13 protein-coding genes, 1 riboswitch and 1 other annotated feature are annotated in these 16,443 nt (G+C 45.9%); all 13 genes read left to right on the top strand.

Features of this window, described 5'->3' with window-relative positions; translation table 11 throughout:
* The first annotated feature begins 40 nt into the window (after positions 1 to 40).
* A riboswitch (cobalamin riboswitch) is annotated at positions 41 to 219 on the top strand.
* Positions 220 to 427: 208 nt separating this feature from the next.
* The 13 genes from FYJ57_RS05740 (at position 428) to cysK (ending at position 16,171) form a co-directional block, all read left to right on the top strand.
* Positions 428 to 2,020 (top strand): ABC transporter substrate-binding protein, encoded by a 1,593-nt coding sequence (locus tag FYJ57_RS05740; RefSeq protein WP_118574370.1) that lies wholly within the window; start codon positions 428 to 430, stop codon positions 2,018 to 2,020.
* A gap of 98 nt (positions 2,021 to 2,118) precedes the next feature.
* Positions 2,119 to 3,057, top strand: a complete 939-nt coding sequence (gene nikB, locus FYJ57_RS05735) for a nickel ABC transporter permease (protein WP_205839923.1) — start codon at positions 2,119 to 2,121, stop codon at positions 3,055 to 3,057.
* A gap of 5 nt (positions 3,058 to 3,062) precedes the next feature.
* Positions 3,063 to 3,890, top strand: a complete 828-nt coding sequence (nikC, locus tag FYJ57_RS05730) for a nickel transporter permease (RefSeq protein WP_154431961.1) — start codon at positions 3,063 to 3,065, stop codon at positions 3,888 to 3,890.
* Between the two features lie 11 nt (positions 3,891 to 3,901).
* Complete coding sequence (locus FYJ57_RS05725) at positions 3,902 to 4,693, top strand: ABC transporter ATP-binding protein (protein WP_328597436.1); 792 nt, start codon at positions 3,902 to 3,904, stop codon at positions 4,691 to 4,693.
* Positions 4,686 to 5,660, top strand: coding sequence for an ABC transporter ATP-binding protein (locus FYJ57_RS05720; protein ID WP_118574366.1), 975 nt, complete (start codon positions 4,686 to 4,688; stop codon positions 5,658 to 5,660). The genes FYJ57_RS05725 and FYJ57_RS05720 overlap by 8 nt, the downstream gene beginning before the upstream one ends.
* A gap of 52 nt (positions 5,661 to 5,712) precedes the next feature.
* Positions 5,713 to 7,080 (top strand): MATE family efflux transporter, encoded by a 1,368-nt coding sequence (locus FYJ57_RS05715; RefSeq protein WP_205839922.1) that lies wholly within the window; start codon positions 5,713 to 5,715, stop codon positions 7,078 to 7,080.
* Between the two features lie 74 nt (positions 7,081 to 7,154).
* Positions 7,155 to 8,057: a LysR family transcriptional regulator gene (locus FYJ57_RS05710; RefSeq protein ID WP_154431957.1), complete on the top strand. Its 903-nt coding sequence runs from the start codon at positions 7,155 to 7,157 to the stop codon at positions 8,055 to 8,057.
* Between the two features lie 166 nt (positions 8,058 to 8,223).
* On the top strand, positions 8,224 to 9,627 hold the full coding sequence (locus tag FYJ57_RS05705) for a L,D-transpeptidase family protein (RefSeq protein WP_154431955.1): 1,404 nt from the start codon (positions 8,224 to 8,226) through the stop codon (positions 9,625 to 9,627).
* 232 nt (positions 9,628 to 9,859) lie between these two features.
* On the top strand, positions 9,860 to 11,050 hold the full coding sequence (locus tag FYJ57_RS05700) for an MFS transporter (protein ID WP_154431954.1): 1,191 nt from the start codon (positions 9,860 to 9,862) through the stop codon (positions 11,048 to 11,050).
* Between the two features lie 9 nt (positions 11,051 to 11,059).
* Complete coding sequence (gene sdaAB, locus FYJ57_RS05695; RefSeq protein WP_022172207.1) at positions 11,060 to 11,728, top strand: L-serine ammonia-lyase, iron-sulfur-dependent subunit beta; 669 nt, start codon at positions 11,060 to 11,062, stop codon at positions 11,726 to 11,728.
* A gap of 13 nt (positions 11,729 to 11,741) precedes the next feature.
* Positions 11,742 to 12,611: an L-serine ammonia-lyase, iron-sulfur-dependent, subunit alpha gene (gene sdaAA / locus FYJ57_RS05690; protein WP_154431952.1), complete on the top strand. Its 870-nt coding sequence runs from the start codon at positions 11,742 to 11,744 to the stop codon at positions 12,609 to 12,611.
* A 121-nt stretch (positions 12,612 to 12,732) separates the two neighbouring features.
* Positions 12,733 to 12,979: a binding site (T-box leader), on the top strand.
* 116 nt (positions 12,980 to 13,095) lie between these two features.
* The gene (locus FYJ57_RS05685; protein WP_117523479.1) at positions 13,096 to 14,787 is read left to right on the top strand and encodes a carbon starvation CstA family protein; all 1,692 of its coding nucleotides are present in this window, start codon (positions 13,096 to 13,098) and stop codon (positions 14,785 to 14,787) included.
* Between the two features lie 451 nt (positions 14,788 to 15,238).
* On the top strand, positions 15,239 to 16,171 hold the full coding sequence (cysK, locus tag FYJ57_RS05680; RefSeq protein WP_106492300.1) for a cysteine synthase A: 933 nt from the start codon (positions 15,239 to 15,241) through the stop codon (positions 16,169 to 16,171).
* Positions 16,172 to 16,443 lie beyond the last annotated feature (272 nt).

The following is a 16,443-nucleotide window of genomic DNA, read 5'->3' as shown; positions in this document are numbered from 1 at the left end:
ATCTTGTGAAAACGGATTTTTTCTGTTAAAATGACATCTGCGTTACATTCAGGATATAAGTTGCAATAAGCATTGATAGAGAAAACGGTGTCAATCCGTTGCGGTCCCGCCACTGTGACAGGGAGCCGAGAACATGAGCCACTGGAAGAGAGAAATTCCGGGAAGGAGTTTGAGGTGATGAACTGAAGTCAGGAGAACTGCTTATATCTTTGAGATGTTTCTCACGGCTGATGAGAACTCTTAAAATATGATTAAGTGATTTTTCGGCATGATTTAGGTGCAAACCTGTCTTATGACTGTGGAGAAACCGGAAAACTGCTGCGTCAGAAATTAAGAGGACAGTCTGCATAAAGATACAGACTGTTTTTTCTATGCTATAAAACAGGAAATGGAAGACAACTGGAAACAAAACACAGGAGGAAAATCAGTGAAAAAAGAAAAGATATTGGCACTGCTGCTGGCAGGCGTAATGGCAACAACGGTACTGGGAGGCTGCGGAAGCAAAGGAAGTGACAGCTCTTCTTCATCATCAAAAGCTTCATCCGATGAGAAGGTTCTGAACTTCGGATGTGCAATGTACACCGACGGAAGTGTCAACACTGCAGGTGACGAGAACGGTGGCTGGAACGCGATGCGTTACGGAATCACAGAGACATTGTTCAAGTTCAATGATAACATGGAACTGGAACCATGGCTGGCAGAAAGCTATACCGTGAATGATGAACATACCGAATGGGTCGTTACCCTGAAAAAAGGTCTGAAGTTCTCTGACGGATGTGATCTTACCGCAAGCAAAGTAAAAGAAGCATACGAACATCTGAAAGAAGTAGGACCGTCCGGTTCCGCAAAACCGGAAAAATATCTGGAGTTCGAGGCAACCATCGATGCAGATGATGAGGCGGGTACGCTGACAATCAAGACCACACAGCCTTACGCTAACCTGATGGGACAGCTCAGTCATCCGACCATGGGTATCGTAGACGTAGAGCATACGGAGAACTTTGATAACGGTACCATCGGAACCGGTCCGTACATGATCGATTCTTTCAACGGTGTGGGTGTCGGTTATACACTGGTCGCAAACCCGAACTTCCGTGAAGAAGTTCCTTATGATAAAGTAAACCTGCTGTACATGGGCGATAACTCTGCGAAAGCAATGGCACTGGAAAGTGGACAGGTTGACCTGGTAGAGAATATCACCAACGTAGCAGATATCCAGAAATTCCAGGATTCTGATGATTATACCGTAGACATCGCAACAGGTGTGCGCTGCGGGTTCTCCTGGATGAACTTTGATGGCGTTCTGGGTAACAAGACACTGCGTCAGGCGATTCTGATGGCGATCGATTATGATACTATCTGTAATTCCAAGACGATCGGAGGACTGTATACACCGGGATTTTCCGTACTTCCATCCAACCTGTCCTATGGATATGAGAAACTGAACAACCCATACACCTATGATCCGGAAGGTGCGAAGAAACTGCTGGATGATGCGGGTATTGTAGATACAGACGGAGATGGTATCCGTGAGATCGATGGAGAAAATATCAATCTGCGTTATGTTTCTTATGAAAACCGTCTGCTGAATGAATTTTCTGATGCACATACTCAGTATCTGACAGAGATCGGAATCGGTGTTACTTCCGAGTACGGAAGCTCCGATGATCAGTGGAGTAAGCTGGCAGCACTGGATTATGATTTTAACAACAACAACTGGATTACCGTAGGAACCGGAGATCCGTTCGCTTACATGGCAAACTGGGCAACAGAAAGCACTTACTGTGCATATTCCAATCCGGAATACGATGCATTATATCAGGAACTGAAAAGTGAGATGGACGAGGACAAACGTGCAGATCTGATTTTCCAGATGCAGCAGATTCTGATCGATGATGCGGCAGTTCTGATCGACGGATACTACAACTCCAGTATGATCTACTCCAAAAATGTGGGATATGCGAAAATTCATACCGCAGATTATTACTGGTTAAGTACGGAGATTGTTCCGGCAGAATAAAAAACTCTGGAAACGCCTGGTTGTTTTTACAACCGGGCGTTATGCCGTTGCATGACAAAGTAACATGTATTTTTTGTAAAAAGAAAGGTGTGAACGATTTGAATAAGAAACAAATACTCATGCGTCTGCTGCAGATCATCGTGGTACTGTTCGGTATCAGTTTTATTACATTCGGTCTGACCTATATGTCACCGGGAGATCCGGTACGAAACATGTATTCCGCCAACGGTATAATGCCGACCGAGGAGATGGTAGAGCAGACAAGAGAAGAGATGGGATTAAATGATCCGTTTTTTGTACAGTATGGAAGATGGCTTGGCAACTGTCTGCAGGGAGATTTCGGAAAATCCTATTCCCTGAACAAACCGGTAACAGAACTTCTGGCAGAGAGACTGTGGCCGACCTTAAAACTGACACTGATGGCGATACTGCTGATGCTGGTACTTTCTATTCCCCTCGGTATGGCATCTGCTTTGAAAAAAAATACCTGGATCGATTATCTGGTACGGGGGATCACGTTTATCGGTTGTGCGATGCCGAACTTCTGGGTGGGACTTCTTTTAATGATGGCGTTTTGTGTCTATTTCCAGATTTTTCCGGTAATCAGTTCTGCGGGAGACTTTAAGAGTCTGTTCCTTCCGGCACTGACACTGGCGATCGCGATGACTTCCAAATACACCCGTCAGGTGCGTACCGCAGTTCTTGATGAACTGAGCCAGGATTATGTGATCGGCGCCCAGGCGAGAGGAGTAAAATGGTCCAGAATCGTCTGGTGCAATGTATTCCCGAACTCTCTGCTTCCTCTGATCACCATGTTTGGTCTGTCCATCGGATCTCTGCTTGGTGGTACGGCAGTAGTAGAAGTTATTTTTTCCTATCCGGGCCTTGGTAACCTTGCAGTGTCTGCGATCACTTCCAGCGATTATAACCTGATTCAGGGTTATGTACTGTGGCTGGCGCTGATTTATATGGTGATCAATCTGATCGTGGATGCTTCTTATGTATATATTGACCCGAGAATGAGATTAAAGGAGTAATGAGTATGAAAAAGAAGAATTTTTTTGCACAGTATAAGCAGTTTACCTTTTTTCTTATTCTGGCTGTTGTGATCGTTCTGATTGCAGTATTTGCCCCGGTTGTGAGCGGGGGTGTGGATCCTCTGAAAGGAAGCCTGGATGAAGCCCTTCTGGCTCCGAGTAAGGCACATATCTTCGGAACCGATAAGATGGGCCGTGATATCTTTGCACGTGTGATTTACGGAGCGAGAGCGTCTCTGACAGCAACTTTTGGAGTAGTTGCACTGATTTTCTTTATCGGAACAACACTTGGCGTGATCGCCGGATATTTTGGCGGTATCGTGGACAGCGTGATCATGCGAATCGCTGATATGATGCTGTCTTTCCCGGGTCTGGTTCTGGCACTTGCTGTAGCCGGTATCATGGGAGCAAGCATGAAAAATGCAATTGTAGCCGTTGTCGTAGTAAACTGGACAAAATACGCCCGTCTCGGACGAAGCCTGGTTCTGAAGATCCGTCACTGTGACTATGTGGAAGCAGCGATCGTAACCGGTTCTAAAACACCGTATATGATCTTACGTTATATGCTGCCGAACGCACTGCCGACACTGATCATCACGGCAGCTACCGATATCGGTGGTATGATGCTGGAACTGGCAGCCATGTCCTTCCTGGGATTCGGAGCAAAACCTCCGGCACCGGAATGGGGCTATATGCTAAATGAAGGAAGAGCATGTATTCAGTCTGCACCATGGATGATGATTTTCCCCGGTCTGGCGATTTTTATTGTAGTTGTAGTCTTTAATATGCTGGGAGATTCTCTCCGGGATATTCTGGATCCGAAAGACGAGTAAGGAGGGCAAACATGGCAAATATGTTACAGTTGAAAAATGTGACCGTTTCCTATAAGAATGTACCTACCGTGCAGAATTTTAACCTGAATATGAAACAGGGACAGATCGTATCACTGGTAGGTGAATCGGGAAGCGGAAAGACTACCGTGATCCGTGCCGTTCTTGGACTTCTGGCAGGAGGTGGAATGGTTTCCGGGGGAAGCATTACGTTTGAGGGAAAGGATCTGCTTTCCTATAACCGCGAAGAGTGGAGAAACCTGCGCGGCAGTGAGATCTCCATGATCTTTCAGGACAGCGGTGCGATGATGAACCCGACAAGAAAGGTTGGAGATGTATTTGTTGAATATCTGCGCACCCACGAAAAAATCTCAAAAAAAGATGCCTGGGCAAAAGGCTGTGGGATGCTGGAAAAAATGAATCTTCCAAGCCCGGATAACGTGATGAAATCCTATCCGTTCCAGCTTTCCGGCGGTATGCGCCAGCGTGTGGGAATCGCGATGGGCATGTCCTATCAGCCGAAACTGCTGCTTGCGGACGAACCGACCTCCGCACTGGATGTGACAACACAGGCACAGATCGTGCGCCAGATGATGGAACTGCGCGATGATTACGGAACCAGTATCATCGTGGTGACGCATAACCTCGGAATCGCAGCGTATATGTCTGATTATATCGTGGTTATGAAAGACGGAAAAATGGAAGATCAGGGAACGAGAGAATATATTCTGCATGAGACCCAAAATGCATATACCAGAAGCCTTCTGGGTGCCGTTCCTTCCGTGGGAGGTGAGAGATATGTCTGAATCAAAAGAAGTAATCCTGGAAGCAAAACATGTGACCCGGCGTTTTCGTACGACAGACGGACGGACACTGCTTGCCAACAACGATGTCAATCTGAAGTTTTATAAAGGAGAGACACTGGGACTGGTAGGAGAGTCCGGTTGTGGAAAAAGTACGTTTATGAAATTCCTGGTATCTCTCGACATCCCTTCCGAGGGTGAGATCCTGTACCGTGGAAAAGATATCACAAAATTAAAGGGAGAGAAACTGCGTCAGAATCGCCAGAATATTCAGATGGTTTTTCAGGATCCGACCGCATCCTTTAATCCGAAAATGAAGATCCGTGATATCATATGCGAACCGTTACTGAACTTCGGGAGAATCAAAAAATCCGAAAAAGAAGAAAACTGTCGCAGACTTCTGGAACTGGTAGAACTGCCGGCAGAATTTTCGGATCGGTATCCACACAATATGAGCGGAGGTCAGAGACAGCGTGTGGCGATCGCCCGTGCCCTGGCTCTGGAACCGGAAGTGATCATCATGGATGAAGCAACCTCAGCACTGGATGTATCGGTGCAGAAGACGATTATCGAGCTGATCACGAAGTTACAGAGAGAAAAGAATATTACGATCGGATTTATCTGCCATGATATTGCACTGATCGAGCAGTGTGCCCATCAGATCGCAGTCATGTATCTGGGAAATGTGGTGGAAGTACTTCCGGGCGGACAGCTTTCCAAAGATGCTGTGCATCCGTATACGAGAGCACTGATGGGGTCTGTCTTCGATATCAACATGGATTTTTCCAAACCGATCGAGAACCTGGAAGGAGAAGCGCCAAGCCCGCTGGAGCTGCCGGAAGGCTGCCCGTTCCAGGGACGATGCACCAAATGCATGGCGATCTGCAAAAAAGAAGCTCCGCAAATGGTCAGCCTTACACCGGATCATCAGGTCGCCTGTCATCTGTATACCGAAAGCGCACAGAAATAGAAACATGAGGGTAACTGTGAGGGCACTGAATAGTTATGAGGAGAATGATAAAGTGAAGGTGAAAGAAAAAAAGAGCAGCAGTCTGATAGAAGGAAACATTGGGAAAGCAATTTTATTATTTGTTCTGCCTCTGATTGCGGGAAGCCTGATCCAGCAGTTGTATGTGACAGTAGATGCGATCATTGTAGGACGGTTTGCAGGAAAAGTGGGACTGGCAGCGATCGATTCGATCAATACGCTGTTTAAGTTCCCGATCAACTTTATGAATGGTCTGGCGGCAGGAGCAACGATTATTATTTCCAGGTATTTCGGAGCGAAAGCTACAGAGCATCTGCATCGTTCGATCCGTACCGCGGTCACGATCGCATTTGTCCTGGGAATCATCAGTTCTTTTGGAGGCGTACTGCTTGCTCCGCAACTGCTGAAACTGATGCGTGTTCCGGCGGATATCTACAGGGATACGCTGACATACTGCACGATTTATTTCGGTGGTCTGTGGTCTCTGATCCTTTATAATATGGCAGCGGGGATCCTGCGTGCCTTTGGAGATTCGAAACGTCCGCTGTATGTATTGCTTGTGAGCAGCTGCATGAATATTTTAGGTGATCTTCTTTTGGTAGGTGTTCTGCACTTGGGAGTAGGCGGTGCGGCTGCTGCCACGGTTGCGGCACAGATCGTCAGCGTGGTTCTGACCTTTCTGTTCCTTGCGAGAGAAGAACATCTTCGCGGAAAAGTGCATGTCTGGCATCTGCATTTTGGCAGAGAGCATATGGCGATGATGATCCGTACCGGATTTCCGCTTGCCCTGCAGTCCATGCTGTTTCCGGTCGCCAATTCCATCGTGCAGGCGAGTGTCAACACGATGGGAACCGACAGCATCGCAGCCTGGAGCATCTGCGATAAGCTGAGTATGCTGATCTGGCTGCTTGCCGACTCCATGGGACCGGCGATGACGACTTATGTTGCACAGAATCTTGGTGCAGAACAGACAGAAAGAGTTAAAAAAGGAGCGGTTATCGGAACCGGTATCTCGGTCTGTGCGGTGGGAGCCGTCAGTCTGTTCCTGTTTTTTGGCTCCGGATGGGTCGGCCCGTGGTTTATTGATAAAAAAGATGCTGAACTTTTGATTCCACTTGTGGTAAAATATATGCAGATGATGGCGCCGTTTTATCTGTTTTATGCGATTGCGGAAGCATTATCCGGTGCAAGCTGCGGTTTAGGGGAGACCGTTGCACCGATGATTACGACGCTTCTCAGTATCTGTCTGCTCCGGGTATGCAGTATCTGGGTGATCCTTCCGAAGTTTGAGACGATGGAATGTATCATCTGGATCTATATTGCTTCCTGGATCGTGGCAGGTCTGGCTTTTATCGGATTATTCTGGTATAAGAGCAGAAGAAAATTACAGGAAAACAGGTAATGCATCCGGAAAAACAACTGGAACAGGAAAGGTAAGACTCCGGGCATACCTGTTGGAAAAGATGGGAGTATCGTATGGAATTAAGAGAATTACAGTTCTTTGTTGTAAGTGTGGATGCAGGGAGTTTGAGTCGGGCTGCGCAGATTTTGTATACGACGCAGCCACATGTAAGTAAAACGATCAAAAAGCTGGAGCGGACACTTGGATATCAGCTTCTTGAACGAAGCAAAAAAGGTGTGGAACTTACCAAAGAGGGAGAAAAAGTATACGACCAGGCAAGAAAAATGTTGAGTTCCATGGAAGAAATCCAGAGAATTCAGATGGAGACGCAGGAGAGTACGATCCGTATCGCATCTATGCCAAGCAGTCTTCTGAGTGAAGAATTTGCCACGTTTCTTGCAGAACATCCGAAACTGCATGCGGTGTGTTATGAGGAGACACTGGAGAAGATCATTCACCATATCTGTCATCGACAGGTGGAGGTTGGTTTTGTGTTTATCTCCAAGATGCAGCGCCAGGCTTTTGAACGGATGATACAGAAAAGAAAAATGACGTTCACACCGTTAAAAGAAAAAGATATGGCACTGTATGTGGGACCGAACCACCCATATTATGAAAAGGAGTATGTGACAAAAGAAGAACTGCGAAATCTTCGATATGTACAGCATGAAGAAGACCAGATTTCTCTGTTGCATACTTCCGGACATCTGCAGGAAGATCTGATTGACAGCAGAGATTTTCAACAGATTGTCACGGTAAACAGCAGCTCACTGATGCAGGAACTTTTAAGAAAGACGGATCTTGCCAATCTCAGCTGCAATCTGCAGAAGGAAAAAGAAAGGGACAGCCTGATCCGTATGATCCCGATCCGAAAAAGCCATACAAAAGTCTGCTTCGGATATCTGCATCGGGCAGACTGCGTATTGCGTGTTCACACGGAGGAGTATTTGAAGCAGTTAGAAGAAAAGCTGAAATAATAGACAAAAAAACAAGAAAAAATTTGTCGTTTTTATACAAGGTCATAATTGAAAATCTTTCATGAGATGATATGATATAACATGAAAGTAAAAAGCAGTAACGATACGATGAAAGATAGCAGAAGGAAGTAGTCGGAACGTTACAGGGGAGAGATATGACAAAACGATGACAACGAAGAAAAAAGTTCTGACAGGAATTGCCGGTGTGCTTCTGGTGGCTGCGACAGCCGGCTATGGTGCGGCAGCATATTATTACAGCAGTCATTTTTATTCACATACGGAGATCAACGGTACTGATTACGGGGAGATGACCGTTGCGCAGGTGAAGAAAAAAATTGCGGATCAGATACCGTCTTATCAGATTACAATAGAAGAAAGAAACGGGCAGGAAGAAACACTGACCGGAGAACAGCTAAAACTGACCTACCGGGATGATGGAGAAATTGATAAACTGATGGAAAATCAGCGGCCCTGGGCGTGGGTGATTCATGCGTTTACCGGTGTTCATGTACAGTTAGAGAACATGGTGGCGGTCAATGAAGAAGCATTGAAACAGGCAGTGGAAGGACTGACTTGTATGCAGCCGGGGAATATGCAGGCTCCGAAGGATGCCTATGTGGGCATAACAGATGACGGCTATGCGGTGATTCCGGAGGAAGAAGGAACTACCCTGGACGAAGGAAAAGTAACAGCAGGACTTCATCAGGCTCTGACGAACGGGGAGATAACCTTTGATCTGGATGCCGGTGACTGTTATGTGAAACCGGAGATCAGGCAGGATGATGCAGAACTAAAGGCAAAAGCAGATGCAATTAATCAGAAATTATCTGCAAACCTTACCATGGACTTTGGAACAGACCGAAAAGAGGTACTGGATAAGAATACCTTAAAAGACTGGGTAGCAGAAGCAGAAGATGGAAGTTTTTCCATAGATGAAGAAAAAGTGAAAGAATATGTGGCCGGTCTTGCAAAAAAATATGATACAGTCAACAGCAAAAGAACATTTACTACAACAGCCGGTAATACCGTAACGCTGACACCGGGAGACTACGGATGGGAGATTGATCAGTCCGGTACAGAGTCAAATCTGATGCAGGCAATCAATGACGGAACACAGGGTGATTTTGAAATTGTGTATACATCCACTGCGTTGAGCAGAAATGAGAATGATATCGGAAACTCTTACGTAGAACTGAGTTTGTCCGATCAGCATTTTTGGGTCTATGTGGACGGAAAACAGGTTATGGACTCAGAAGTGGTGACCGGATGCCGGAATAAAGGAACGGAAACTCCCCAAGGTGTGTATAAAGTCAAGGGGAAAACCACAGATTATACCATGCGCGGTGAGAAAAATGCCAGTGGTAACTGGTCGTATCAGGTACACTGTAATTACTGGATACCTTTTGCAGCTGAAGATACCATTGGATTCCATGATCTGACAACCAGAAGTGACTGGAGCAGTACTGCGTATCTGGATAATGGATCTCATGGGTGTGTGAATACACCGTTGGATAAAGTAAAAGAATTATATGATATTGTGTCATATAAGTTTCCTGTTGTAATATATTAAGAAAAAAGCTATTCTGACAGCAACAGTCTGTTCAGGACGGCTTTTTTTGCGTTGCCAAGCATACGACAAAAAGGTCCGGTGGACCTTTTTTAGTTAAGTCGATTTTGACCGAAAATAAAGTCGGAATTGACACTGTCACTTTTAGCTGGAAATAGTATACTGAGATTGTTTCTGTTATGGGGATAACAGCAAAATAAAGACAGGATTCAGACGGGAAAGGATTGAACAGGAGATGAATTCAAAAAAATTAACTGCGCAGTGTGCTGTATTACAGGGGAGTTATTGGGTGGCGGTCTGTGCGATCAATGGGTTTGCAACGGTATTTTTATTACATATCGGGCTGAAAAGTTCTCAGGTAGGAGTCGTGCTGGCTCTTGGAAATATTCTGGGAGTTATATTACAGCCATTTGTTGCGGCGGCGGCGGACCGTGCAAAACGGGTAACTTTACAACAGATGACTGCAGGGATGGCAATTGCCATAATCCTGCTGCTGATTCTGATGCAGTGTATGTCAAAAATGGTACCGGGAATCGTGCTGTCATTTTTGATTGTTAATATGTTATTACAGGTGGTACAGCCACTGATCAATTCTATCAGTTTGTATTATGTGAATCATGGTATCTATGTGGATTTTGGAATCGGAAGAGGAGTGGGCTCTGCATCCTATGCGGTGGCAGCTTCATTTTTGGGAATTCTGATCGGCAGGTATTACGGTCTGGCAATTATGGCTGTTGGATGTCTGTCTTTTGCGGTGATGTTCGTTACCTTGATTTCCATGCCGGTTGTGAAGGATACGAATGAAAGTAAAAAAGAAGAACAGAAAAATACTGCAAACAGACAGAGAAGTGGCGGGATTCTGGAATTTGCATGTCGCTATCGGAATTATATGCTGGTATTGCTGGGAATGATATTAATCTATGTAGAAAGTACATATGTGAACAATTATCTGATCAATATTGTGGTAAGCCTCGGGGGAGATATAAAACGGATGGGAACACTGCTGACAGTATCTGCAATGAGCGAACTTCCTACGATGTTGTTGTTTTCCAGGCTGGTTGGCAAATGGGACAGTAGAAAACTGATTCGGTTTGCGGCGGTAATGTTTTCTGTGAAAGCACTGGGGTATCTGGTGTGTGGCAGTATATCGTTCCTGTATGTAGTGCAGATGCTGCAGATGTTATCATTTGCATTATGTCTGCCTTCTGCGGTATACTATGTAAATGAAACGATGGCTGTGGAGGACAGAGTGAAGGGTCAGTCGCTGCTGATTGCGTCAAGTACCATGGGAGGGGTATTTGGCAGTCTGTCCGGTGGTGTGCTTGTGGATTTTGCCGGAATAAAGGCAATGCTTGCAACTGGTCTGGGACTGTCTATGATCGGCACGGCAATCGTGTGCATTTTTGTATCGCGAAAAGACAACTAGGAGGAAACGATGAATTTTATCAGTGCGTTTGAGGTGATCGGCCCCAATATGGTGGGACCGTCCAGCTCCCATACAGCGGGAGCAGTATCTATCGGAAAGATGGCAAGAAAGCTTTTCAAAGAAAAAGTGACAGAGGTGACATTCACTCTGTATGGTTCTTTTGCAAGAACGTATAAAGGACATGGTACAGACCGGGCATTGCTTGGCGGCGTGCTTGGATTTGCAACCGATGATCTGCGGATCAGGGATGCATTTTCCTGGGCAGAGAAGATGGGAGTGAAATATCAGTATATCGCTGATAAGGAGTTTGTTCCGGATCATCCGAATACTGTGGATATCCGGATGACAGGAGAAAACGGCACCAAGATGCAGGTGCAGGGACAGTCCATCGGTGGCGGCAAGATCAAGATCACCCAGATTAACGGTATTAATGTGGAATTTACCGGAGAATACAGTACGCTGGTGGTAAAACAGATCGACAAACCGGGTGTGGTAACACATATTACGCAGTGTCTGAGCAATCAGAATGTAAATATTGCTTTCATGCGGCTGTTCCGTGAGGGCAAGGGAAAAACGGCTTATTCTGTTGTGGAGTCAGATGAGCGGATCCCGGATGAGATTCTGGAAGAGATTCGACAGAACCCGTATGTGCAGGAAATATTGCTGATTCAGATATAGGAGAGACGGACAGATGACAGATTTTAAAAACGGACAGGAATTATTAGAAGTATGTAAGAAAAAGCAGTGTTCGATCTCCGAAGTGATGAAACAGCGGGAGATCGAAGGCACATCCTCCACAAAAAAAGAAGTGGAAGATAAGATGCGAAAAGCCCTCGCCATCATGAAAGAGGCAGTAAGAAAGCCATTGGAAGACCCGAAACCGTCCATGAGCGGACTGATCGGCGGGGAGGCAAAGCAGATTACCGGATACAGAGAGAGCGGGACAAATGTCTGCGGAACGTTTATGAACAAATTGATCGCTTACAGCATGGCGGTTCTGGAAGTCAACGCTTCGATGGGGGTCATCGTTGCGGCACCGACTGCCGGATCTTCCGGTGTGGTTCCGGGAGTGTTACTGGCACTGCAGGAGGAAAAAGGATTCAGCGATGAACAGATGACGGATGCATTGTTTCATACAGCGGCCATCGGCTATCTGCTGATGCGGAATGCCTCTGTGGCAGGTGCGGAGGCAGGCTGTCAGGCAGAGGTAGGTGCTGCATCGGCAATGGCTGCTGCTGCTGTGACAGAACTGATGGGTGGAACACCGGAGATGTGTCTGCAGGCAGCAGCTATGGCGATCTCAAATCTGCTTGGTCTGGTCTGTGACCCGGTGGCAGGACTGGTGGAAGTTCCCTGTCAGAGCAGAAATGCGATAGGTGCGGTTAATGCTGTGACCTGTGCGGAGATCACATTGAGTGGCGTGATGTATCCGATTCCGTTTGATGATATGGTGGATGCGATGTACAAAGTAGGAAAGAGTATTCCGTTTGAACTGCGTGAAACAGCCATCGGTGGATGTGCGGGAACACCCACCGGATGTGGAATGCGTTGCAGAATCTGACGGAAAAACGACAGAAAAATAAAAAATGTATAAAAACTATACAAAAGAAAAATGAATTTTGTATAAATCGACAGTTGTGTGAAAAAAACAAAAGTGGTAAAACTAATATAAGCTCAGATAAAGAAAAACATTGATGAAGACAAGTTACACAGGAAGATTTCTTTCAGAGAGTTGCCGGCTGGTGTAAGACAACAGAAAACCTGATGTAATATCCCTTCGGAGTATCCGCTCTGAAAATAGAGTAAGAGCAGACGGCACTCACCGTTATCGGAGATCTGTTATCACCGGAAAACCGGCTGACAGTACAAAAGAGATTGTCACTATGACAATAAAGCAGAGTGGTACCGCGGAAAAGATTCGTCCCTGCAGCAAATAAAGCTGCAGGGCTTTTTATTTTGAAAGAGTGAAAAACTCAGGGTATCCCTTATGCGACGGGGAAGTCGTTCATGTTTTCTGAATGAGTCAGAAAAAGGAGGAAAAAAACATGAGTGGTATTATGATGATGGTAATTGCCATTGTGGTATTAGGCGGAGCCTATATCTTCTATGGCCGTTACCTTGAGAAAAAATGGGGCATTGATCCCAACGCCAAAACTCCGGCTTATGAAATGGAAGACGGCGTAGACTATGTGCCGGCTGATACCAATATCGTATTTGGTCATCAGTTCGCATCCATCGCAGGTGCGGGTCCGATCAACGGACCGATCCAGGCTGCAATCTTCGGATGGCTGCCGGTACTGTTATGGATCCTGATCGGTGGTGTATTCTTCGGAGCAGTACAGGATTTCTCTGCAATGTATGCTTCTGTAAAAAATAAAGGACGTTCCATCGGATCAATCATTGAAACTTATATCGGAAAAACAGGAAAGAAACTGTTCCTGCTGTTCTGCTGGCTGTTCTGTATCCTGGTTGTAGCTGCTTTCGCTGATGTTGTAGCAGGAACTTTCAACGGATTCCTGACAGCTGATGACGGAACCGTATCCAAGATCACTGCAAATGGTGCAGTAGCAACAACTTCCATGTTATTCATCATCGAAGCTGTATGCCTGGGCATGATTCTTCGTTACGGAAAACTGCATAAATGGGTCAACACAGCAATCGCTATCGTGATGCTGGTTGGAGCAGTAGCACTGGGTATGAATTTCCCGATGTATCTGCCGAGAACCACCTGGCATGTGATCATCTTCATCTACATCCTGATCGCATCCGTAGCTCCTGTATGGAGTCTGCTGCAGCCTCGTGACTACCTGAACAGTTACCTGCTGATCTTCATGATCATTGCAGCCATCGTAGGTGTATTCGTGGCAAATCCACAGTGTCATCTGGAAGCATTTACTTCCTTTAATGTAGATGGACAGACTCTGTTTCCAATCCTGTTTGTAACCATCGCCTGTGGTGCCGTATCCGGTTTCCATTCACTGGTATCTTCCGGAACCGCATCCAAACAGATCAAAAATGAAAAGAACATGCTGCCGGTATCCTTCGGTGCCATGCTGATGGAAAGTATGCTGGCTATCATCGCTCTGATCGCCGTTGCATCTTTCGCAAAAGGAGAAGCAGCAGCACAGGGTCTGACCACACAGCCACAGATCTTCGCAGGAGCAATTGCAAACTTCCTGGAAGTCATCGGTCTGCCACATACTCTGGTATTTACCCTGATCAATCTGGCAGTATCTGCATTCGCACTGACATCTCTGGATTCTGTAGCCCGTGTCGGACGTCTGTCCTTCCAGGAATTCTTCCAGGATAACGATGTGGATGAAAAAGATTACACACCATTCCGTAAACTGATGGTAAACAAATATTTTGCAACAATCTTGACACTGGTACTGGCTTACCTGCTGGCAAAAGTAGGATACGCTGAGATCTGGCCACTGTTCGGTTCTGCCAACCAGCTGCTGTCTGTACTTGCGCTGGTAGCATGTGCCGTGTTCCTTAAGAAAACAAAACGTCAGGGAATTATGCTGTGGGCTCCTGCAGTATTCATGATGGCTGTTACTTTCAGTGCACTGGGTCTTACCATCTACAAACTGACCGGCGCTCTGATGACCACAGGCCTGGATCTTGGAAATACCCTGCAGCTGATCTTCGCAGTTCTGCTTCTGATCCTTGGTGTGATCGTAGCAGTACAGGGCATTAAGAAACTGTTCGAAAAACCACAGGAAAAAGCGGCATAATCGGACAGAGATTTACCTGAATAAAATAAATAATAGTAAAAAGGCTTTCGCAATCGGTAATGCAATGCACCCGGCCTGCGGAAGCCTTTTTATTTACGCGAGCAACGAGCCAAAGTCCGTGCTTGCACAAGACCTTGGCGACTGCCGCGTTAACTTGAAAAACACGCTCTGCAAGTTTCTCATAGTTTTGCAGGAGATTGTTTTCCTGTTAAATAAAAAGCCATACGCGAGGAAAAGCGCTGCGATATATAAAACTGATATTGTAAGAACTGCCGCAGATGCATTAACAGGTAAAAGGGCGGCAAAGTAAATTTTTCAAAAAAACACAAAAACATAGTTGACAAGTAGGTATAAGGGAATTATAATACACTCAACAAAACAAAACAAGTTCCGTAGCTGCAAGGGGATCGAACAGTTGCGAAATAAAAAAAGAAAAGAGAGGAAATGTATTATGGGAAATATTTATAAGGGAACCTTAGGACTGATCGGAAACACCCCGCTGGTTGAAGTGGTAAACGTAGAAAAAGAACTGGGTCTGGAAGCTACTCTTCTGGTTAAACTGGAATATTTTAATCCGGCCGGAAGTGTCAAAGACCGTATCGCAAAAGCAATGATCGAAGATGCAGAAGAAAAAGGACTCTTAAAAGAAGGCTCCGTAATTATTGAACCTACATCCGGTAATACCGGAATCGGTCTGGCATCCATCGCAGCATCCAAGGGATACCGTATCATCCTGACCATGCCGGAAACCATGAGTGTGGAGAGAAGAAACATCCTGAAAGCATATGGTGCAGAACTGGTGCTGACAGAAGGAGCAAAAGGGATGAAAGGAGCTATCGCCAAAGCAGACGAACTGGCCAAAGAGATTCCGAACAGCTTTATCCCGGGGCAGTTTGTAAACCCTGCCAATCCGAAGGTACACCGTGAGACAACCGGTCCGGAAATCTGGAAGGATACTGACGGAAAAGTGGATATCTTTGTTGCCGGTGTGGGAACCGGCGGAACACTGACGGGAACCGGCGAATATCTGAAGTCCCAGAACCCGGACGTGAAAGTGATTGCCATGGAGCCTGCAACTTCTCCGGTGCTTTCCCAGGGTAAGAGCGGTGCTCATAAGATTCAGGGAATCGGTGCAGGATTTGTACCGGATGTACTGAACACCAAGGTATACGATGAAGTTGTTACCGTAGAAAACGACGATGCGTTCGCAGGAGCAAAACTGCTGGCAAAGAAAGAGGGTATCCTGGTAGGTATCTCCTCCGGTGCAGCCCTTCAGGCAGCTATTGAACTGGCAAAACGTCCGGAAAACAAAGGCAAAACAATCGTTGCACTGCTTCCGGATACCGGTGACAGATATTACTCCACACCATTGTTTACAGAATAAATTATAAAAGACGGGCGGACTGCTGCGAAAGCTGCAGTCCGTTTTCGTGTATTTTTACACAGAACTGTCTGGAATACCGGGAAAGAGGATGTGAAACTGTCGATAACAGCTCTTTGTATAAGAATATGTGGTGAGAATACAGAAAATCGTCATTTTATGTGTTCCTTTGTCGAACGAAAAATGGGAAAACTCTGTTGTCATATCTTGAACCAAAAAAAGTTTTTTTTTATAATAGAATCAACATTTGGAACACAGTAATCTGTGGTAGGGCC

It is taken from the genome of Oliverpabstia intestinalis (assembly GCF_009696065.1).
GTDB classification, from domain to species: Bacteria; Bacillota; Clostridia; order Lachnospirales; family Lachnospiraceae; genus Oliverpabstia; species Oliverpabstia intestinalis.
This window is presented reverse-complemented; position numbering and strand designations above follow the sequence as displayed.

Bases quoted from the DNA above. Each gene is read 5' to 3' on its own strand.
- sdaAA (WP_154431952.1), top strand. From the start codon at position 11,742: ATGACAGATTTTAAAAACGGACAGGAATTATTAGAAGTATGTAAGAAA.
- nikC (WP_154431961.1), top strand. From the start codon at position 3,063: ATGAAAAAGAAGAATTTTTTTGCACAGTATAAGCAGTTTACCTTTTTT.
- FYJ57_RS05705 (WP_154431955.1), top strand. From the start codon at position 8,224: ATGACAACGAAGAAAAAAGTTCTGACAGGAATTGCCGGTGTGCTTCTG.
- FYJ57_RS05725 (WP_328597436.1), top strand. From the start codon at position 3,902: ATGGCAAATATGTTACAGTTGAAAAATGTGACCGTTTCCTATAAGAAT.
- cysK (WP_106492300.1), top strand. From the start codon at position 15,239: ATGGGAAATATTTATAAGGGAACCTTAGGACTGATCGGAAACACCCCG.
- FYJ57_RS05700 (WP_154431954.1), top strand. From the start codon at position 9,860: ATGAATTCAAAAAAATTAACTGCGCAGTGTGCTGTATTACAGGGGAGT.
- FYJ57_RS05685 (WP_117523479.1), top strand. From the start codon at position 13,096: ATGAGTGGTATTATGATGATGGTAATTGCCATTGTGGTATTAGGCGGA.
- sdaAB (WP_022172207.1), top strand. From the start codon at position 11,060: ATGAATTTTATCAGTGCGTTTGAGGTGATCGGCCCCAATATGGTGGGA.
- FYJ57_RS05720 (WP_118574366.1), top strand. From the start codon at position 4,686: ATGTCTGAATCAAAAGAAGTAATCCTGGAAGCAAAACATGTGACCCGG.
- FYJ57_RS05710 (WP_154431957.1), top strand. From the start codon at position 7,155: ATGGAATTAAGAGAATTACAGTTCTTTGTTGTAAGTGTGGATGCAGGG.